Source organism: Rhodobacter sp. NSM (assembly GCF_052244495.1).
Classification (GTDB): domain Bacteria; phylum Pseudomonadota; class Alphaproteobacteria; order Rhodobacterales; family Rhodobacteraceae; genus Cereibacter_A.
This window is the reverse complement of record NZ_JBQPXH010000006.1, coordinates 101,724-121,450: the sequence shown is the minus strand read 5'-3', so window position 1 is coordinate 121,450 and position 19,727 is coordinate 101,724. Positions and strand designations below refer to the sequence as shown.

The 19,727-nt window shown below is 69.0% G+C and carries 16 protein-coding genes; 10 read left to right on the top strand and 6 right to left on the bottom strand.

The annotated features are described in order from the left end of the window. Window positions 1–49: 49 nt before the first annotated feature. Window positions 50–868, bottom strand: coding sequence for a sulfotransferase family protein (locus ACTVZP_RS13725; protein WP_443212714.1), 819 nt, complete (start codon window positions 866–868; stop codon window positions 50–52). Window positions 869–978: 110 nt separating this feature from the next. On the opposite strand from ACTVZP_RS13725, the gene ACTVZP_RS13720 reads away from it, so the two are divergent. Then, window positions 979–2,556 (top strand): DUF5928 domain-containing protein, encoded by a 1,578-nt coding sequence (locus ACTVZP_RS13720; RefSeq protein WP_443212713.1) that lies wholly within the window; start codon window positions 979–981, stop codon window positions 2,554–2,556. Between the two features lie 3 nt (window positions 2,557–2,559). Continuing rightward, window positions 2,560–2,943: a histidine triad nucleotide-binding protein gene (locus ACTVZP_RS13715; protein ID WP_443212712.1), complete on the top strand. Its 384-nt coding sequence runs from the start codon at window positions 2,560–2,562 to the stop codon at window positions 2,941–2,943. Window positions 2,944–3,088: 145 nt separating this feature from the next. Here the strand turns inward: ACTVZP_RS13715 and polA are convergent, their stop codons facing one another. The 4 genes from polA to ACTVZP_RS13695 form a co-directional block, all read right to left on the bottom strand. Beyond that, the gene (gene polA / locus ACTVZP_RS13710) at window positions 3,089–5,902 is read right to left on the bottom strand and encodes a DNA polymerase I (RefSeq protein ID WP_443212711.1); all 2,814 of its coding nucleotides are present in this window, start codon (window positions 5,900–5,902) and stop codon (window positions 3,089–3,091) included. Window positions 5,903–5,948: 46 nt separating this feature from the next. Further along, on the bottom strand, window positions 5,949–6,128 hold the full coding sequence (locus tag ACTVZP_RS13705) for a zinc-finger domain-containing protein (RefSeq protein WP_443212710.1): 180 nt from the start codon (window positions 6,126–6,128) through the stop codon (window positions 5,949–5,951). Window positions 6,129–6,276: 148 nt separating this feature from the next. Beyond that, the gene (locus tag ACTVZP_RS13700) at window positions 6,277–6,501 is read right to left on the bottom strand and encodes a DUF2798 domain-containing protein (protein WP_443212709.1); all 225 of its coding nucleotides are present in this window, start codon (window positions 6,499–6,501) and stop codon (window positions 6,277–6,279) included. Then, window positions 6,498–7,061: a DUF1285 domain-containing protein gene (locus ACTVZP_RS13695; RefSeq protein WP_443212708.1), complete on the bottom strand. Its 564-nt coding sequence runs from the start codon at window positions 7,059–7,061 to the stop codon at window positions 6,498–6,500. Before ACTVZP_RS13695 ends, ACTVZP_RS13700 begins: the two co-directional genes overlap by 4 nt. Before the next feature lie 82 nt (window positions 7,062–7,143). On the opposite strand from ACTVZP_RS13695, the gene ACTVZP_RS13690 reads away from it, so the two are divergent. Genes ACTVZP_RS13690 through ACTVZP_RS13675 form a run of 4 tightly spaced genes read left to right on the top strand, consistent with a single transcriptional unit; the run spans window position 7,144 to window position 13,863 of the window. Then, window positions 7,144–8,160: an AAA family ATPase gene (locus ACTVZP_RS13690; RefSeq protein ID WP_443212707.1), complete on the top strand. Its 1,017-nt coding sequence runs from the start codon at window positions 7,144–7,146 to the stop codon at window positions 8,158–8,160. Continuing rightward, window positions 8,157–9,029: a DUF58 domain-containing protein gene (locus ACTVZP_RS13685; RefSeq protein WP_443212706.1), complete on the top strand. Its 873-nt coding sequence runs from the start codon at window positions 8,157–8,159 to the stop codon at window positions 9,027–9,029. The genes ACTVZP_RS13690 and ACTVZP_RS13685 overlap by 4 nt, the downstream gene beginning before the upstream one ends. Then, window positions 9,029–11,800: a DUF4159 domain-containing protein gene (locus tag ACTVZP_RS13680; RefSeq protein ID WP_443212705.1), complete on the top strand. Its 2,772-nt coding sequence runs from the start codon at window positions 9,029–9,031 to the stop codon at window positions 11,798–11,800. Before ACTVZP_RS13685 ends, ACTVZP_RS13680 begins: the two co-directional genes overlap by 1 nt. Then, entirely contained in the window at window positions 11,797–13,863 is a 2,067-nt protein-coding gene (locus tag ACTVZP_RS13675; RefSeq protein WP_443212704.1) for a hypothetical protein, read from the top strand. The genes ACTVZP_RS13680 and ACTVZP_RS13675 overlap by 4 nt, the downstream gene beginning before the upstream one ends. A gap of 87 nt (window positions 13,864–13,950) precedes the next feature. Here ACTVZP_RS13675 and ACTVZP_RS13670 read toward each other — a convergent pair whose 3' ends face one another. Further along, entirely contained in the window at window positions 13,951–14,706 is a 756-nt protein-coding gene (locus tag ACTVZP_RS13670) for a DUF599 domain-containing protein (protein WP_443212703.1), read from the bottom strand. A gap of 81 nt (window positions 14,707–14,787) precedes the next feature. Between ACTVZP_RS13670 and ACTVZP_RS13665 the strand changes: the two genes are divergently transcribed. The 4 genes from ACTVZP_RS13665 (at window position 14,788) to ACTVZP_RS13650 (ending at window position 19,538) form a co-directional block, all read left to right on the top strand. Beyond that, window positions 14,788–16,221, top strand: a complete 1,434-nt coding sequence (locus ACTVZP_RS13665; protein WP_443212702.1) for an FAD-linked oxidase C-terminal domain-containing protein — start codon at window positions 14,788–14,790, stop codon at window positions 16,219–16,221. A 64-nt stretch (window positions 16,222–16,285) separates the two neighbouring features. Then, window positions 16,286–17,362, top strand: coding sequence for an FAD-binding protein (locus ACTVZP_RS13660; RefSeq protein WP_443212701.1), 1,077 nt, complete (start codon window positions 16,286–16,288; stop codon window positions 17,360–17,362). A 12-nt stretch (window positions 17,363–17,374) separates the two neighbouring features. After that, the gene (glcF, locus tag ACTVZP_RS13655; RefSeq protein WP_443212700.1) at window positions 17,375–18,676 is read left to right on the top strand and encodes a glycolate oxidase subunit GlcF; all 1,302 of its coding nucleotides are present in this window, start codon (window positions 17,375–17,377) and stop codon (window positions 18,674–18,676) included. 52 nt (window positions 18,677–18,728) lie between these two features. Then, window positions 18,729–19,538: a trypsin-like serine peptidase gene (locus ACTVZP_RS13650; protein ID WP_443212699.1), complete on the top strand. Its 810-nt coding sequence runs from the start codon at window positions 18,729–18,731 to the stop codon at window positions 19,536–19,538. Window positions 19,539–19,727 lie beyond the last annotated feature (189 nt).

Here is a 19,727-nt window from a genome sequence, read left to right as displayed (position 1 = left end):
AGCCCCTCCGGGGCCGTCGCCGCGCGCCGCTGCCGCGGACGAGGCCGGCTCAGTCGCCCAGTTTGGCGTGCACCTCGGCCAGGTCGACCTCGCCCTTGGGCATCCTGTTGGCCGGATTGTCGAAGTCGTAGCGGAAAAGCTGGAAGTCCTTCCGGTAGACCTCCCACATCAGGTGCATCGAGAGGTCGTCGAAATAGGCCTCGACCGGATGGGCGCGGGCGGGACCGTGCCCCTCGCTCTCGTTGAAGCGGGGGATGGCCGCGAGATCGACCGGATGGGTCAGCTGCGCGCGGTCGAGCACCGACTGCATCCCCTCGTTGAACCGTTCCGTGAAGAAGATCGAGTCGTAGCGCCCGCCGTTCACGATGAAGGTGGAGATGTGGCCCGACATGGCCGACCAGTGGATGTCTGCCTCCATCGGCTTCTTCCAGCGGATCGTGTCGCGCACGAAGAGAAGGAAGCGGCGGAAGCTGGCGATCTGGTCGAACTCCTGCTTGCCGTCGTCCCCCCCGACCTCGATCCCGTACTTCTGGATGATCAGCGGCACCAGATTGCCGCGGTAGCGTCGGCCGTTCCTCTGGATGCCGCAGATCTTGTCGAAGAAGGACGACAGGATGCGGCTGTAGGGATTGCGAACGCAGGTGAAGGACGGCGAACGGTGCGCCTTCACGTTCGCGGTGATGAGCGGCTGGCTGGCTTCCTGTGCCCACTTGTGCAGCCCGGCCGTGGCATCGTGGATGTCGCCGTCGAAGAAGCGTCCATGATCGGAATAGAACATGATCTGCCCGATGGTCGAGCAGGCGCATTTCGGGACGACTCGATAGACGAGGCTCTCGCTCTCGGTCATCCAGGTGCCGGGGAAACCCATGGTCGCTCCTCTGCGGGGTGTGCCCACAGAAAGCAGGTTATTTATTGCTTTTCAATGACCGGGCGGCGGTTCTAGAAGGTCGGGGAGCAGATGGCGGACAGGCTGCAACGATGGCGAGGATCGCCTACATCCTCTTGTGTCACAAGGATCCCGAGGGCGTCATTGCCCAGGCCCGGCGGCTCACCTCGGCAGGGGATTACGTCTCGATCCACTTCGATGCCCGCGCCCCTCGTGCCGCACATGACCGGATCCGCGAAGCGCTCTCAGACGATGCCTCGGTCACCTTCGCCAAGCGGCGTGTGAAATGCGGTTGGGGCGAGTGGAGTCTCGTTGCGGCCACGCTGGAGGCGGTGAGGGCGGCGCTCTCGGCCTTTCCGCGCGCGACGCATCTCTACATGCTGTCGGGCGACTGCATGCCCATCAAGCCGGCGGAGCATGTCCACCACTGGCTCGACCGCGATGATGCCGACCATATCGAGAGCTTCGACTTCTTCCGCTCGGACTGGATCCGGACCGGCATCAAGGAAGAGCGTCTGATCTACCGCCATTTCACCAACGAGCGCGCGCGGCCTGACCTGTTCTACGCGATCCTCGGGCTGCAGAAGCGCCTGGGCCTGCGGCGCGCGATCCCGGCGGATCTCCGGATCCAGATCGGCAGCCAGTGGTGGTGCCTGCGCCGCCGGACGGTAGAAGCTGTGCTTGCCTTCTGCGGCAGGCGGCCGGACGTGGTCCGCTTCTTCCGCACCACCTGGATCCCCGACGAGACCTTCTTCCAGACCCTCGTGCGCCACCTCGTTCCGGAAACCGAGATCCGGTGCCGGACGCTGACCTTCCTGATGTTCACCGACTACGGAATGCCGGTGACCTTCTACAACGACCACTACGACCTGCTGCTCGGCCAGGATTACCTTTTCGCCCGCAAGATCTCGCCCGAGGCGACGGAGCTGAAGGAACGGCTGGGCCGGCTGTATCTGGAACAGGGGCTGCGACTGACCGCCTCGAACGAGGGACGCAGGCTGCATGCCTTCCTGACCGGACGAGGGCGCGTGGGACGCCGCTTCGCCCCGCGGTTCTGGGAGACGGAATCGAGCCTTGGTCGCGAGCGCGTGCTGATGATGGTCACCTGCAAGAAGTGGCATGTAGCGAAACGGCTCGTCGATCGCGTGCAGGCAGTGACCGGAATGCCCGGCGTGCATTACCTCTTCGACGAGGCGGGCACGCCGCTGCCCGACCTCGGCGGGATCCAGAAGACGCTTGCCAAGCGGACGAGGCACCGCCGCGCCCTGCTGCGGATGCTGTTCGACACCTGGCAGAGCGACCGGCTGGTGATCTGCATCGATCCGGCGAGCCTCGATCTGATGCAGGATCTCGACGCCGACCGCTGCGATACGCGGTTGCTCGAGATCGAATGCGACTTCTCGGACGACTACCTGACCGGCCATGCGCGGCGGATAGGTCTTGCGGGAGAGGCCACGTCCGCAGAGGTGATCGGGAGGCTGCTGCCCACCATCCGCCACGACATCCGCTTCGAGAGCGACCGGATCCGCGACACGGGCTTCCGCCGGATGTACCGGATCCGCGAGCGCGCGGGCGCTGCGGAAAACACGCGCCCCCTTGCGGAGTTCCTCGGTATCCCCGAGGCTCAGGCGGAAGAGATCGCCACCACCGACTATCTATTCGTGGATTGACCCATGGCCCATGACTACGACCCGCAGAACATCTTCGCCCGCATCCTGCGCGGAGAGATCCCGAACGACACGGTTCTCGAAACCGAACATACGCTTGCGTTCCGGGACATCCGGCCGCAGACGCCGCATCATGTGCTCGTGATCCCCAAGGGCGCCTATGTCTGCTTCGACCATTTCGCCGCCGAAGCCAGCGCCGAGGAGATCGTCGATTTCCACCGCACCGCCGCCCGCGTCTGCGCGGATCTCGGCATCAGTCCCGGTGCGGAGGGCGCGGGATATCGCACCATCTCGAATGCGGGTCTGGATGCGGTGCAGGAGGTGCCGCACTACCACATGCACATCCTTGCGGGCCGGCCGCTCGGCCCGATGCTGTCGCATCGCGACTGACCGGCCGACGCCGGCGCGGGTGTCCTGCGCCGCGCCTTGTCCGGATGGCCGGCCATTCCTGATTGCACGGGACGAACGCGGGCCGTCCCGCGGATGGGCAATGTCGCGCGGTTTGCTGACCGAATGTCAGGATGAGCCAGCCCGCTCAGTGGGCTGCGGCCCAGTTCGGTCCTTGGCCCGCATCGACGATCAGCGGAACGGTCAGCTTCACCGCGGGCTCGGCCGCCCCCTCCATGACCTCGCGCACACGCTCGATCAGCGGATCCACGGCATCCTCGGCCACTTCGAACAACAGTTCGTCGTGAACCTGCAGGAGCATGGTCGCGGGCATCCCTTGTATCGCCTTCGGCATCCGGATCATGGCGCGACGGATGACGTCCGCCGCAGTTCCCTGAATCGGCGCATTGATCGCGGCCCGCCGGGCAAAGCCCGCGCCCGGGCCCTTCGCGTTGATCTCCGGCGTGTTGATCTTTCGACCGAACAGGGTTTCCACATGACCGTTCGCCTTCGCGAAGGCGATTGTCTCGTCCATGTAGCTGCGGATGCCGGGGAAGCGCTCGAAATAGCGGTCGATGAACCCCTGCGCATCGGCGCGCGGGATGCGGAGGTTCCGCGCGAGGCCGAAGCCAGAGATCCCGTAGATCACGCCGAAATTGATGGCCTTCGCCTGCCGCCGCACCATCGGGTCCATGCCTTCCAGCGGCACGTTGAACATCTCGGAGGCCGTCATGGCGTGGATGTCGTGCCCTTCGCGGAAGGCCTGCTTCAGCGCCGGGATGTCGGCGATATGGGCGAGGATTCGCAGCTCGATCTGTGAATAGTCGAGACTGACCAGCACCTTGCCCGGCGGTGCCACGAAGGCCTCGCGGATGCGGCGGCCTTCCTCGGTGCGAACCGGGATGTTCTGGAGGTTCGGGTCGGTCGAGGCGAGACGCCCGGTATTCGCCCCGGCGATGGAATAAGAGGTGTGAACCCGCCCCGTCTCGGGGTGGATGTGTTCCTGCAGTGCGTCGGTATAGGTGGATTTAAGCTTCGAGAGCTGCCGCCAGTCGAGCACCCGCGCCGGCAGGTCGTGTCCCTCGGCCGCGAGGTCCTCGAGGATGTCCGCCCCGGTGCCCCAGGCGCCGTTCTTGCCCTTGACCCCGCCCGGCAGGCTCATCCGCTCGAACAGGATCTCGCCCAGCTGCTTCGGCGATCCGACGTTGAACGGCCCGCCCGCAAGCTCGTGGATCTCGGCCTCTAGCCCCGCCATCTTCTGCGCGAAGGCATTCGACATGCGCGAGAGCGTGTCGCGGTCGACCTGCACCCCCGCCATCTCCATGTCGGCGAGAACGGGCACCAGCGGGCGTTCCAGTGTCTCGTACACGGTCGTCACCCGTGCGCGGTGAAGCTGGGGCTTGAACAGCTTCCACAGCCGCAGGGTGACGTCCGCATCCTCGGCGGCGTAGCAGACGGCCTGATCGACCGGCACGCGGTCGAAGGTGATCTGCGCCTTGCCCGAACCCAGCAGCGTCTTGATCGCGATGGGCTTGTGCCCGAGATACGTGTCGCAGAGTTCGTCCATCCCGTGGCCGTGCCGGCCTGCGTGCATGGCGTAGGACATGAGCATCGTGTCGTCGATCGGAGCGACGCGGATGCCGTGGCGCGCGAAGATCTTCGCATCGTACTTCATGTTCTGGCCGATCTTGAGGATCGCGTCATCCTCGAGCACCGGCTTCAGCATGGAGAGCGCGAGATCGAGCGGGATCTGGTCGGCTGCGAGGTCGGATCCGCCGAAGAGATCGCCGCCGCCCTGCCGATGCCCCAGCGGGATGTAGCAGGCCTTGCCCGCCTCGACGCAGAGCGAGATCCCCACGAGGTCCGCGCGCATCTCGTCGAGGTCGGTGGTCTCGGTATCGACGGCGACGTGACCCACCTCGCGGATGCGGGCGATCCAGGCCGCCAGTGCCTCGGCGTCGCGGACGCACTGGTAGCTCGCCGTGTCGAAGGGCAGGGCCGCGTCGATCTGCTCGACGATCTCGTCCACGCTCTCGTTCTGGACGACGAAGGCCGTGGGCGCAGGCGGCGGCTCGACCTTCAGGCTCTCTGCCACCCGCTTCGTCAGGGTGCGGAATTCCATCCGGTTGAGGAAGCCCAGAAGGTCGTCGGCCACCGGCAGGCGCACCTCGAGATCCTCGAGGGTGAAGTCGAGCGGCGTGCTGCAGTCGAGTTCGACCAGCCGCCTGGAGACGCGGATCTGCTCGGCGTTGTCCTCGATGGCGGCCCGGCGCTTGGGCTGCTTGATCTCTCCCGCCCGCGAAAGCAGGGTCTCGAGGTCGCCATATTCCTGGATCAGGAGCGCCGCGGTCTTGATCCCGATGCCCGGGGCGCCCGGCACGTTGTCAATGGAATCGCCCGCCAGCGCCTGAACGTCCACCACGCGCTCGGGGTAGACGCCGAACTTCTCGAACACCTCGTCGCGGCCGATGCGCTTGTTCTTCATCGGGTCGAGCATCTCGACGCCGTCGCCCACGAGCTGCATCAGGTCCTTGTCCGAGGACAGGATCGTGACCGATCCGCCCGCGTCGCGCGCCTTGCAGGACAGGGCGGCGATGATGTCGTCGGCCTCGAACCCCTCGGTCTCGATGCAGGCGATGTTGAAGGCCCGCGTCGCCTCGCGCGTGAGCGGGAACTGCGGGCGAAGATCCTCGGGCGGCTCGGGGCGCTGCGCCTTGTAGAGCGGGTAGATCTCGTTGCGGAAGGTCTTGGCCGAATGGTCGAAGATCACCGCGACATGGGTGGGCGCGTCGGGGCCCTTGTTGTTCTCGACATAGCGGAACAGCATGTTGCAGAAACCTGCGACCGCACCGACCGGCAGGCCGTCGGATTTCCGCGTGAGGGGCGGCAGCGCGTGATAGGCCCGGAAGATGAAGGCCGATCCGTCGATCAGGTGCAGATGGTGGCCCTTGCCGAAGGTCATGGTCCCTCCCCGGAATGGTTCAGCCGCCCCGAGAAGGGCTTCGCGGTCACTTCGCTTCGGCGAAGCTCTCGTGGATGAAGCGGCGATCGCAGTAACCGCATTCGACGAACCCGGTTTCGTGCGGGATCGAGAGCCAGACGCGCGGATGGCCGAGCGCGCCCTCGCCTCCGTCGCAGGCGACCTTCCAGGTCGAGACGACAACGGTTTCCGGGGCATCGGTGGTCATTCGGGCACTCTCCTGGCGCGTCTCTGGCTGGCGGCGCATGATAGCGGCAGCGGATGCGGGGGCAAGGCCCCTCGGCTTCGCACGCCGCGCCGTGCCGAGGCGCCGGTATCATCCGCGAGCCGCTTTTCCGCCTGCCGCGCCGGTCCGGTCAGCGGCGAACCAGCCGCTCCACCAGCCGGCGGGTGAGCGGGGCGAGGACGAGGACGGAGGGGAAGGCGATGCTCCACGACGCGAGCCAGGCTCCGAGCCAGATCTGCGGGAAGGCCGGTGGCAACCCCGTCGCGCGCAGCGTGGCCACGCCCGAGACGATGGCCGACATGAGGCCCGAGAGGATCAGGCCGAAGAGAACCGGCGCGAAGCGGGGCGGGATCATCCGGGCAGTTCGTCGGACGGGATCACGGGGAAGAACGCGCCCTCCGACCAGAGGCCGAACCACCCTTCGTGGTGTTCGCAGATCTCGACGAGCCGGTAGAAGGACTTGCGGTCGATCAGCGCCTCGAGCCCGGCGCGCACCATGACATAGGGCGACGGCTCTCCATCCTCGGCCCGCTCGACGCGGATCGGATGGTCGCATCCGGCGGTCACCTCGTCGCCCACCTGCGTGGTGAAGGTGACGTGCCGCTCGCGGCCTTTCCCCCTGCTCTCGAAGTCCACTGCGACGAAGGGGGCGTCGTCGACGCGGATCCCCACCTTCTCGACGGGTGTGACGAGGTAGTATTTCCCGTCCTCGAGCTTCAGGATCGACGAGAAGAGGCGCACCATCTCGGGCCGTCCGATCGGCGTGCCGAGGTAGAACCACGTCCCGTCGCGCGCGATGCGAATGTCGAGGTCTCCGCAGAAGGGCGGGTTCCACAGGTGCACGGGTGGCGGACCCTTCTTCGCGGCCGCCGTGGCCGAGGCCATCACGCCTTCGGCCGAGGGTTTCACGATCATTTGTGTCTCCCCGCTTTTTGCCATTTGTGCCGCAGGTCATAGTTTGATCTGATGTTCATATAACGCCCCGAGGAGACTTGTCATGGCCGATGCCGCTGCCCTGGTTGCCGAGATCGAAGCCCTCGAGGAGAAGCTTGCCCTGGCGAAGTCGAGCATCTCCCGCCGTTTCATCGGCCAGGAGCGGGTGGTGGAACTGGTCCTCGGCGCGATGCTCTGCGGCGGTCACGCGCTGCTCGTGGGCCTGCCGGGGCTGGGCAAGACCCGGCTCGTGGACACGCTCTCGACGGTGATGGGGCTGAAGGGCAACCGCATCCAGTTCACGCCCGACCTGATGCCGGCCGACATCCTCGGCTCGGAGGTTCTGGACATGGGGGCCGATGGCGCGCGGGCCTTCCGCTTCATCGAGGGGCCGATCTTCTGCCAGCTCCTCCTCGCCGACGAGATCAACCGTGCCTCGCCGCGGACGCAGTCGGCCCTTCTGCAGGCGATGCAGGAGCGGGAAGTGACCATCGCCGGCAAGCATCGCCCCCTCGGGCGGCCGTTCCATGTCCTCGCGACGCAGAACCCGATCGAGCAGGAGGGCACCTATCCGCTGCCCGAGGCCCAGCTCGACCGGTTCCTCGTGCAGGTGGACGTGGATTATCCCGACCGCGAGACCGAGCGCGAGATCCTGATCGCGACGACCGGCGCCGAGGATGCCGAGGTGCACCAGGTCTTCACCGGAGAGGATCTGATCGCGGCGCAGGGCCTTCTGCGGCGGATGCCCGTGGGCGATGCCGTGGTCGAGGCGATCCTCGATCTGGTGCGCGCCTGCCGCCCCGGCGAGCCCGAGGGCGCGGGCCTCGCCGACGTGCTCTCCTGGGGGCCGGGGCCGCGGGCGGCGCAGGCGCTGATGCTGACGGTCCGGGCGCGGGCGCTGCTCTCCGGCAGGCTTGCCCCGTCTGTCGAGGACGTGGCGTCGCTCGCCCGGCCGGTGCTGAGCCACAGGATGCAGCTCAACTTCGCGGCCCGGGCGCGGGGTGAATCGCTCGCCGGCGTGATCGAGCGGGTGGTCATGCGGCAGATGGGCAGCGACTCGAACGACTGGGCCGCTCAGTGAGCGACATCCTCGCCCTGCGGCCTCGGGCCGAGGCGCTCGGGCAGTCCCTGCCGCCGCTTCTGGCCTCGGCCGAGCATCTGGCCTCGACGGTGATCCTCGGCGAGCACGGGCGGCGCCGCGCCGGAATGGGCGACGAGTTCTGGCAGTATCGCCCCGCCCATGGTGGCGACAGCGCCCGCATGATCGACTGGCGCCGCTCGGCGCGCTCGGACACCCATTTCGTGCGCGAGCGCGAGTGGCAGGCGGCGCAGACCGTGGTTTTCTGGGTCGATGGCTCGCGGTCCATGTCGTTCACCGGCGACAGCGCACGCGAGCCGAAGGCGGATCGCGCAAGGCTCGTGGCGCTGGCGCTCGCGGTGCTCCTGCTGCGCGGGGGCGAGCGGGTGGGTCTGGCCGGCGAGGCCGCAAGGCCGCGGTCGGGCCGCGCACAGATCCTTCGGCTCGCGGATGCGCTGGCCGACGAGGCCGCCGCCGACTACGGCCGGCCCGACATGTCGGGTCTCGTGTCGCACGGGCGGATGGTATTCATCTCGGACTTCCTTGGCGACATGGAGGGCGTCGAGCGCGCCATGGAGCGCGCGGCCGAGCGCGACGTGCGCGGGGCGCTGCTTCAGGTGCTGGATCCGGCCGAGGAAGCCTTTCCCTTCGATGGACGCACCATCTTCGAGTCGATGGGCGGCAGCATCCGGCATGAGACTTTGCGCGCCGGAGACCTTCGCGCGCGCTACCTCGAACGGCTGGCGCAGCGGAAGGACCGGCTGGCGATGCTGGCCCGTGCGTCGGGCTGGCACTACGACTGCCATCACACCGGGCAGGGGGCGCTGCCCGCGCTGCTCTGGCTCTACCGCGCGCTGGAGCGCAGTTCCTGATGTGGATCGTCGGGCCCGTAGGCTTCACCGCGCCATGGCTTCTCCTGGGGCTCGTGCTGCTGCCGGTCCTGTGGCTTCTGCTGCGCGCCGTGCCGCCTGCGCCGATCCGTCGGCGGTTTCCGGGCGTGGCCCTGCTTCTCGGGCTGACGGATGACGAGACCGAGACCGACAAGACGCCCTGGTGGCTCCTGCTGCTGCGGATGCTGGCCGTCGCCGCTGCCATCCTGGCCTTTGCCGGTCCGGTGCTCAATCCGCAGGTGCGCGAGCCGGGAAGCGGGCCGCTCCTGATCCTCGTCGACGGGACATGGGCCGACGCCCGCGACTGGCCGCGACGGATGGACCGCGCCAAGGCGCTGGTCGAGGAGGCGGGACGGGACGGCCGTCCCGTCGCCGTCGTCCGCCTCACCGACCGTCCCGAGACCCCCGCCTTCCAGAGCGCCGGCGCCTGGGAGGGGCGGCTGACGGGCCTTGCGCCGCACCCGTGGATGCCGGACCTCGGACCCTGGGCGGGTGCCCTCCCCGAGGGCCGGTTCCAGAGCTTCTGGCTTTCGGACGGGCTCGACCATCCGGGCCGCGATGCGTTGCTCTCGGCGCTGGAATCCCGGGGCGCCGTCACCCTGTTCCAGAGCCCGCGTCCGGTTCTCGCCCTGCGCCCGGCGGGCTTCGCCGATGGCGCGGTGCAGCTCTCGGCCCTGCGCACGCCGGCGGGCGATCCGGTCTCGGTCGACGTTTCGGCGCGCGGCCTCGATCCCGCGGGGATCGAGCGCGAGCTGGCCCGCGCCACGCTCGAGTTCGGGATGGGATCCGGCGAGGCGGCGGCCGCGCTCTCGCTGCCGCCCGAACTGCGCAACCGGATCTCTCGCTTCGAGATCGCGGGCGTGCGGTCGGCGGGCGCCGTCAGTCTGACGGATGACAGCCTGAAGCGGCGGAAGGTGGCGTTGATCGCCGGCCGCGAGGGGCGCGAGCAGCTTCAGCTTCTGTCGGCCACCCACTACCTGCGGCAGGCGCTGGAGCCGGTTGCGGACCTGATCGACGGCTCGTTGCAGGACGTGCTCCTCGCCAGCCCCGACGTGATCGTGCTGGCGGATGTGGCGCGGCTGACGCAGACGGAGCAGGACGGCATTCTCGACTGGCTCGATGGCGGAGGGCTGCTGCTGCGCTTCGCAGGGCCGCAGCTTGCCTCGTCCGATGTGAGCCGCCTGTCCGAGGATCCCCTTCTGCCGGTGCGGCTGCGCGAGGGTGGCCGGACGGTCGGCGGCGCGATGAGCTGGGGCGAACCGAAGACCCTCGCCGGCTTCCCCGAGGGCTCTCCCTTCCACGGGCTGCCGATCCCGCCGGAGGTGTCGGTCACGGCGCAGGTGCTGGCCCAGCCCGATCCGGACCTGGCCGAGCGCACCATCGCCTCTCTTTCGGACGGCACGCCGCTGGTCACCCGCAAGCCCGTCGGTCAGGGGCAGGTGGTACTCGTGCACGTGACTGCCAATGCCGAATGGTCCAGCCTGCCACTCTCGGGCCTCTTCGTTCAGATGCTGGAGCGGCTGGCTGTCTCGACCAGGCCCGCAGCCCCCGAGGCGGCCGATCTTGCGGGTCAGGTCTGGGCGCCCGAAGTCGTGCTCGACGGGTTCGGCGCCTTGCGCGACGCGGGCGAGGTTGCGGGAGTGCCGGGCGAGGTGCTGGCCGAGGGCGAGCCGGGGCCCGAGCTTCTGCCCGGCCTCTATGCAGGCGCCGACCGTCGCGTGGCGCTGAACGCCGTGGGTCCCGAGACCGAACTCGTGGCCGCGACCTGGCCGGACCGGATCCCGGTCGAAGGGCTGGAGACCGCCGAAGAGCAGGCGCTCAAGGGTGCATTTCTCGCAGGGGCGCTGGCGCTCCTGCTGGTCGACGTGCTCGCGGCGCTCTTCGTCTCGGGGCGGCTTGGCACGCGGATCGGCGCGATGCGTGCCGCGGCGCTGGTCGCGGCCTGCCTCGCGCTTGCCGCCGGCGAGGCGCGGGCGCAGCAGGATCCGGGCCCGGCCGACGATTCCTTCGCGATCGAGTCCACGTCCGCGGTCCATCTGGCCTATGTCGAGACCGATGACTCCGAGGTGAACCGCGTGGCCGAAGCGGGCCTGCGCGGGCTGGGCCTGCGACTGCGCGAACGGACGTCGGTCGAGCCGGGCGCGCCGATGGCCCTCGACATCGAGCGGGACGAGCTGGCCTTCTTTCCCTTCCTCTACTGGCCGGTCACGGCGAGCCAGCCGATGCCTTCGGCTGCGGCCTACGGCAAGCTCAACGACTATCTCCGCACCGGCGGCATGATCCTCTTCGACACGCGCGACGCGGGCTCGTCCGCCGGAGGCTCGACGCCGGAGTCGCGGCGGCTGCAGCAGCTGGCGGCGCCGCTCGACATCCCGCCGCTCGAGACGATTCCGCAGGACCACGTTCTGACGCGCACCTTCTACCTGCTTCAGGACTTCCCCGGCCGTTACCAGAACGCGCCGGTCTGGGTCGAGGCCGCGCCACCGGATGCGCAGCAGGCCGAGGGCATGCCGTTCCGCAACCTGAACGACGGGGTGACGCCGGTGGTGATCGGCGGCAATGACTGGGCCTCGGCCTGGGCAGTGGACGAGCGCGGGATGGAGCTTCTTCCCGTGGGCCGGGGCTATGCCGGCGAGCGGCAGCGCGAGATCGCCTGGCGCTTCGGGATCAACCTCGTGATGCATGTGCTGACGGGCAACTACAAGTCCGACCAGGTGCATGTGCCGGCGCTTCTGGAAAGGCTGGGCCAATGACCGGAAGCGTCGTCTTCGACCCGATCCTGCCCTGGGTCGTCATCTGGATCCTGGCGGCCGCGGGCGCGGTCATGGTGACGGTCGCGCTCTGGCGTGGGCTGTCGGGGTGGTGGCTGCGCGGGCTCGCGCTCGCCGTGCTGCTGCTGGCGCTGGCCAATCCCGCATTGCAGGAAGAGGATCGCTCGCCGCTTTCGGACATTGTCATTGCCGTCGTGGACGAGAGCGCGAGCCAGCGCATCGGCGACCGGGCGGAACAGAGCGCAGCGGCCCTTGCCGCCGTCGAGGCCGAGATCCGCGCGCTGCCGAACACCGAACTTCGCGTGGTGCGGGTCGGAGACGGAGAGGGCGACGAGGGCTCGCTGGTGATGACCGCCCTTGCCGAGGCGCTGGCCGAGGAGCCGCGTGCGCGCGTCGCCGGCGCCATCCTGATCACCGACGGGCAGGTCCATGACCTCGAGCTTGCACCGCAGATGCCCGCGCCCCTCCATGTGCTGCTGACCGGGCACGAGGACGACTGGGACCGGAGGCTGGTGATCCGCAACGCGCCGGCCTTCGCCATCCTGGGCGAGCCGGTCTCGCTGACGCTCCGGATCGAGGATCAGGGGCGGGTGCCGGCATCGGCGGGCACCTCGGCCGAACTCACGCTGTCGGTCGACGGCGGCGAGCCCCAGACCGTGCGCGTGCCGGTGGGCGAGGATCTCGAACTGCCGGTGACGCTGCCCCACGGCGGCATTAACGTATTGCAGTTCCAGGTCGCGGCTTCGGCGCAGGAACTGACTGACCGCAACAATTCCGCCGTGGTGCAGATCAACGGCGTGCGCGACCGGCTGCGCGTGCTGCTCGTCTCGGGCGAGCCCCATGCGGGCGAGCGGGTGTGGCGGAACCTCCTGAAGTCCGATGCCTCGGTCGATCTGGTCCATTTCACCATCCTTCGCCCCCCCGAGAAGCAGGACGGGATCCCGGTGTCGGAGCTGTCGCTGATCGCCTTCCCGACCCGCGAGCTCTTCATCGAGAAGATCGAGGAGTTCGACCTCATCATCTTCGACCGCTACCGGCTGAGGGGAATCCTGCCGACCTCCTACCTCGAGAACGTGCGCGAATACGTGCGCAACGGCGGCACCGTGCTGGTGGCCGCAGGTCCGGAGTTCGGGTCGGCCGACAGCCTCTGGCGCTCGCCCCTCGCCGATGTGATGCCGGTGCAGGCCACGAGCCGGGTGATCGAGGGAGGGTTCCGCCCGGCCCTGACGGACGTCGGCCGCAAGCATCCGGTGACGCAAGGCCTGGAGGCGCAGGCCCCCGAGGACGGCTGGGGCCGCTGGTTCCGCCAGATCGAGCTTTCCGCGACCTCCGGACAGGTGGTGATGAACGGCGCGGGCGACCGGCCGCTGCTCGTCCTCGACCGGGTCGGCGAGGGGCGGATCGCCGTTCTTGCCTCGGACCAGATATGGCTCTGGGGGCGCGGCTACGAAGGCGGTGGCCCGCAGCTCGAGCTGCTGCGCCGGCTCGCGCACTGGATGATGAAGGAGCCCGACCTCGAGGAGGAGGCGCTGGTCGCCACGGCCGAGGGAGCGGAGATGACCATCACGCGCCGCACGATAGGCGAGGATCCCGGCGCGGTCACTGTGACCGAGCCTGATGGCGGCGAGACGGCCCTGACCATGGAAGAGAGGGCGCCGGGCCGCTGGGTTGCGACATGGGAGGCGCCCGAGATGGGGGTCTACCGGCTGGCGCAGGGCGAGCAGGCGGCGGTGATTGCCGTCGGCCCCTCGGCTCCGCGCGAGTTCGAGGAGACGATTGCCAGCGGCGACAAGCTGGCGCCGGTGATCGGGCCGACCAATGGCGGGGCGCTCAGGCTCGAGGACGGTTCGCCGGACATCCGCTCGGTGCGCGAGGGCCGGGTTGCGGCGGGTCGCGGCTGGATCGGCATCACCCCGCGCGGCGCCCATGTCACGCAGGATGTGCGGGTGGCGGCGTTGCTGCCGGGCTGGCTTTACCTGCTGATTGCGGCCAGTCTCGCGCTGGGCGCCTGGCTGCGCGAAGGCCGCTTCGGCCGCCGCGCCTGACAGAGGTAAACCGGACCGAGGCGGCAGGACCGCCCGGCGGACCTGGCCCTCGTCGGCCCCTCGTCCGGCCGCTGCCCTGTTGCTCCGCTAACGCTCGGGGTCGGACGGCGGGCGCGGTCCCACGGGACCCGGATAGAGAAGCCGCGGGTCGCGGCCGCCGGGATCGATGATCGCCTCGCGGGTGGCCGAGCCGAACTCGGCCCTCAGGATGGCGAAGCTGGTTGCGAGCGTCGTGAGGATCAGCGCCACGGGCCCGAGCAGCCAGCCGAGCGCGGCCAGCGCGAAGAACACGGCCCTCAGTCCGCTGTTGAAGTTGCGGGCGGCGTTGATGTTGACCTCGGCGGCCTGCGCGGCCAGCGGATAGGCGCGAGGGTCGTCGGGCTCGTTCGGCACGGCGGCCATGAGGATCGCGCAATAGCCGAAGACGCGATGCGACCAGACGAACTTCAGGAAGGCGTTGGCCGCGATGAAGAGCACGAGGATCACCCGAAGCTCGAGACGCACCGTGTCGGTGGGCAGCGTCAGGTCCTCGACCAATGTCTCGAGCCGGTCCGGGTTGCCGATCAGCGCCATGCCGCCGCCGATGGCGATCATCGATCCGGAGGTGAAGAAGGCCGTTCCCCGCCGCAGGCTGTCGATGACGCTTGCGTCGAAGATGCGGGGGGACCGGCTGACCATCTCGCGCATCCAGGCGCGGCGATGGTCCTTCATCAGGTAGGAGACCGACGGCCGCCGGGCCGGAGGATGCTCGCAGAGAAAGCCCGTGCCGCCCCATGCGACGAGAAGGAGCGCGACCGCAAGCAGGTCGAGAGGCATCAGGGCGGCAGGCAGTTCGAACGGCATGGCCGCACCATAAAGCAATGCCGTCCTGTTGCCATGAGGCAAAATTGGTTATAAAAGCTGACCACGCGAGGGAGGACCGCCATGCACATGCCGCCACCGGATCCGGGCGTCCTGTCCCGGAAGTCCAGCATCGTCGAGCGGCTGCGGGCCGTCCTGCCGGAAGACGCGGTCGTTCACGACGAGGCCGAGACGCGCGCCTACGAATGCGACGCGCTGACGGCCTATCGCTGCCCGCCGCTGGCCGCCGTCCTGCCGCGCTCAACGGCCGAGGTCGCCGCCGTACTGCGCGTCTGCCATGAGGAAGGCGTGCCGGTCGTCCCGCGCGGCTCGGGCACCTCGCTGGCCGGAGGGGCACTGCCCACGGCCGACTGCGTGATCCTTGGCATCGCGCGCATGAACCGCGTGCTCGAGACCGACTATGCCAACCGCTTCATCCGGGTCGAGGCGGGGAGGACGAACCTCTCTGTCACCGGCGCGGTCGAGGCCGACGGCTTCTTTTACGCGCCCGACCCGTCGAGCCAGCTCGCCTGCGCCATCGCGGGCAACATCGCCATGAACTCGGGCGGGGCGCATTGCCTGAAATACGGGGTGACGACCAACAACCTCCTCGGCGTGACCATGGTGCTGATGGACGGCACGGTGGTCGAGATCGGCGGCGCCCATCTCGATGCGGGGGGGCTGGACCTGCTGGGGGTCATCTGCGGCTCGGAGGGGCAACTGGGTGTCGTGACCGAGGCCACCCTGCGCATCCTGCCAAAGCCCGAGGGGGCGCGGCCCGTGCTGATGGGATTTGCCTCGAACGAGGTTGCGGGGGCCTGCGTGTCCAATATCATCCGGGCGGGCATCCTGCCGGTCGCGATCGAATTCATGGACCGGCCCTGCATCCGCGCGACCGAAGCCTTCGCCCATGCGGGCTATCCCGACTGCGAGGCGCTGCTGATCGTCGAGGTCGAGGGCTCTCCGGCCGAAATCGATGACCAGCTGGCCCGGATCGTCGAGATCGCGCGGCGGCACGATCCGGTCGAGCTGCGCGAGAGCCGGTCGGAGGAGGAGAGCCGGAGGATCTGGCTCGGGCGCAAATCGGCCTTCGGCGCCATGGGTCAGATCAACGACTACATGTGCCTCGACGGGACCATCCCGGTCACGGAACTGCCGCTCGTGCTGCGCCGGATCGGCGAGATGGCGGCCGAGGCGGGACTCGAGGTCGCCAACGTCTTTCATGCGGGTGACGGGAACATGCATCCGCTGATCCTCTTCGACGCGAACAGGCCGGGCGATCTCGAGCGCTGCGAGCGGCTGGGGGCGGAGATCCTGAAGCTCTGCGTCGAGGTGGGCGGGTGCCTCACCGGCGAGCATGGGGTCGGGGTCGAGAAGCGCGACCTGATGGGCGTGCAGTTCTCGCCCGTCGATCTCGAGGCGCAGATGCGCGTCAAGGACGTGTTCGATCCGAAGTGGCTGCTGAACCCGGCCAAGGTCTTCCCGCTCGACGCGAGCGGGGAGCGGCGTGCCTGCTGACGCGCCGGGGGCTTTGCGCCCCCGGACCCCCGCAGGATATTTGAACGAGAATGAAAGGGGCAGCATGCGGCCTTCGACCGAGACGGAACTGGCGGAGATCGTGCTGGGCGCCGCAGGTCCCCTGTTCATCCGGGGCGGCGGCACGCGCGCGATCGGGCGCACGGCCGGAGATCCGCTCGAGACCGCGGGTCTCGCCGGGGTGCGGCTCTACGAGCCGGGTGCGCTGACGCTGGTGGCCGGAGCGGGCACACCGCTGGCGGAGATCGAGGCGATGCTCGCCGGTGAGGGGCAGCGGCTGCCCTTCGAGGTGCCGGACATGCGCGGGCTTCTGGGCCGCGACGGCGTCTCGACGTTGGGCGGCATGGTTGCGGCCAACGCGTCAGGGCCGCGGCGCATCCAGGCGGGCGCCTGCCGCGACAGCCTGATCGGGGTGCGCTTCGTCGATGGCGCGGGGCAGGTGGTCAAGAACGGCGGGCGGGTGATGAAGAACGTCACCGGCTACGATCTGGTGAAGCTGCTGGCCGGCAGCCATGGCACGCTTGGCGTGCTGAGCGAGGTGTCCTTCAAGCTTCTGCCGATGCCCGAGAGGACGGTGACACTGGCGCTGCCGGACCTTGCGCCGGCGCGGGCGGTCGAGGCGATGGCCATGGCGCTGGGGTCGCCCTTCGACGTCTCGGGCGCGGCGCATTGGCCGGGCAGGGGGACCTTCCTGCGGATCGAAGGCTTCGAGGCCTCGGTGCGGTATCGGACGGCCCGGCTCCGAGCGCTGCTCGCGCGGTTCGGTGAGGCTGGCGAGGTGGATGATCCCTGGGCGGAGATCCGGGACGTGGCGCCCTTCCACGCGAAGGCGGGCGATGTCTGGCGGCTTTCGCTGAAGCCCTCCGACGCACCCGCCGTGGCCGAGCGCGCGGGCGGCGCGGCCCTCTTCGACTGGGGCGGAGGGCTCCTCTGGGTGCTCTGCGAAGCCGGAACGGACCTGCGCGGACGGATCGGTCCGTTCGCCGGGCACGCGACCCTCGTCCGCGGCACCCCGCCGGTCGCGACGTTCCAGCCCGAGCCCCTGCCGCTCGCCGCCATCGCCGCGAGCCTCCGTGCGCGCTTCGACCCGCGCGGCCTGTTCAACCCCGGTCTCATGGCCTGACGGGAGCGCCCCTTGCAGACGAACTTCACCGAAGAGCAACTCCGGGATCCGGGTGTCGCGCGCGCCAACGAGATCCTGCGCGCCTGCGTGCACTGCGGCTTCTGCACGGCGACCTGCCCGACCTATCAGGTGCTCGGCGACGAGCTCGACAGCCCGCGCGGGCGGATCTACCTGATCAAGGACATGCTCGAGGCCGGGCGGCCGGCCGACGAGAAGACCGTCAAGCACATCGACCGTTGCCTCGGCTGCCTCGCCTGCATGACGACCTGCCCCTCGGGTGTTCACTACATGCATCTCGTGGATCACGCCCGCGACCACATCGAGAAGACCTACCGCCGGCCGCTCTTCGAGCGGCTGATGCGCTGGACGGTGGCGCAGCTTCTGCCCTATCCCGCGCGGTTCCGGGTGGCGCTGAAGCTCGCGCAGCTGGGGCGGCCCTTCGCCTGGGCGGTGCCGGACGCCCGGCTGAAGGCGATGCTGGCGCTGGCGCCTCATCACGTGCCGAAGCCTTCACCCAACGACCGGCCGCAGGTCTTCGAGGCGACGGGGCCGAAGCGGATGCGGGTCGCGCTGCTTACCGGCTGCGCGCAGCGGGCGCTCGACACCGACATCAACGACGCGACGATCCGGCTCCTTCGGCGGATGGGCTGCGAGGTGGTGATCCCGAAGGGCATGGGCTGCTGCGGGGCGCTCACCCATCACATGGGCCGCGCCGAGCAGAGCCACGGGCTGGCCGCGACCAACATCCGGGCCTGGATGGACGAGAAGCGGGCGCGGGGGCTCGACGCCATCGTCATCAACACGAGCGGTTGCGGCACGACGATCAAGGATTACGGCCACATCTTCCGCAACGATCCGCTGGCCGCCGAGGCGGCCGAGGTCTCCGGCCTCGCCCTTGACGTGACCGAACTGCTCGAGCGGCTGGGCCTGCCCGAGGGCGCGCCGAAGGGGCTGAGGGTGGCCTATCACTCGGCCTGCTCGCTCCAGCACGGCCAGCGCATCCGGCAGACGCCAAAGGACCTGCTCGCCCGCGTCGGTTTCGAGGTGACCGAGCCCGCCGACCCGCATCTGTGCTGCGGATCGGCCGGGACCTACAACCTCCTCCATCCCGAGATCTCGGCGGAACTGAAGGCTCGCAAGGTCGAGACCATCGAGGCACGGAAGCCCGACGTCGTGGCCGCAGGCAATATCGGCTGCATCATGCAGATCGGATCGGGAACGCAGGTGCCGGTGGTGCATACGGTGGAGCTTCTGGACTGGGCCACCGGCGGGCCGGAACCCCGGCGGCTGGACTTCGGCAACGACCCGCCTTGAAATGGCCATATCGGACCCCTAGCCCCTGAGGCGAGGGCATTCCGGAGCCGCCATGCGCCTGATCCTGAGTTTCATTCTGGCCGTGGCCCTCGCCCTTCCGGCGGCGGCGCAGCAATCGCGGTTGCGCAGCCTCGAGACCGGAGACGACAGCCGCGGCTGGAACGCGGTCGGCAAGCTGCTGCTGGGTGACCGTGGCTTCTGTACCGGCGCGCTGATCCGACCCGATGTGGTGCTCACGGCGGCCCATTGCCTGTTCGAGAAGGGCAGCGGACTGCGGATCGATCCTGCCACGGTCGAGTTCCTCGCCGGCTGGCGCAACGGTCGCGCCGCGGCCTACCGGCACGTGCGGCGCGCGGTCGTCCACCCCGATTACGTCTATTCCGGCGAGGATCCCGCGGATCGGGTGGCCTTCGACGTGGCCGTTCTGGAACTCGACCAGCCCATCCGGCTGCCTTCCGTCCGGCCCTTCGCGGTCGATCACGGCACGCTTTCGGGTGACCGGGTGGGGATCGTGTCCTATGCGCGGGGCCGGTCCGAGGCGCCTTCGCTGCAGGAGGTCTGCAATGTGATCGGCCGGTTGCCGGGAACGCTGGTCCTGTCCTGCTCGGTCGATTTCGGCGCATCGGGCGCGCCGGTGTTCACCATGCGCGAGGGGACGCCGCGGCTCGTCTCGGTGGTCTCGGCCAAGGCGGAGCTTCGGGGGCAGGCGATTGCGCTCGGAGCCGACATCGGAGACCCGCTCGAGGACCTTCTCGCGGAATTTGACGGGGGCGAGGGGATGATCCGGAGGGTTCGGCCTTTGGTGCGCATGGAGGGCACGACGGCGGGAGGAGCGAAGTTCGTCCGGCCGGAGGTGCCATAGACCTCGTGCGCGGCCCTCCGCCTCGCCATGTGAAGCGGAGCGCGCGGATGATCGCGAGATGAGGATTGCCCAGCCCCTGCAGGCGCTTCCCCGGCGCCGGTTCAGGGCTAATCCGTTGTCTCGCATGGCCTTTCCGAGACCTGCCGGAATCTTCGGACGTCCAGCGTCCGGCTCTTGAAACCCCGGCGC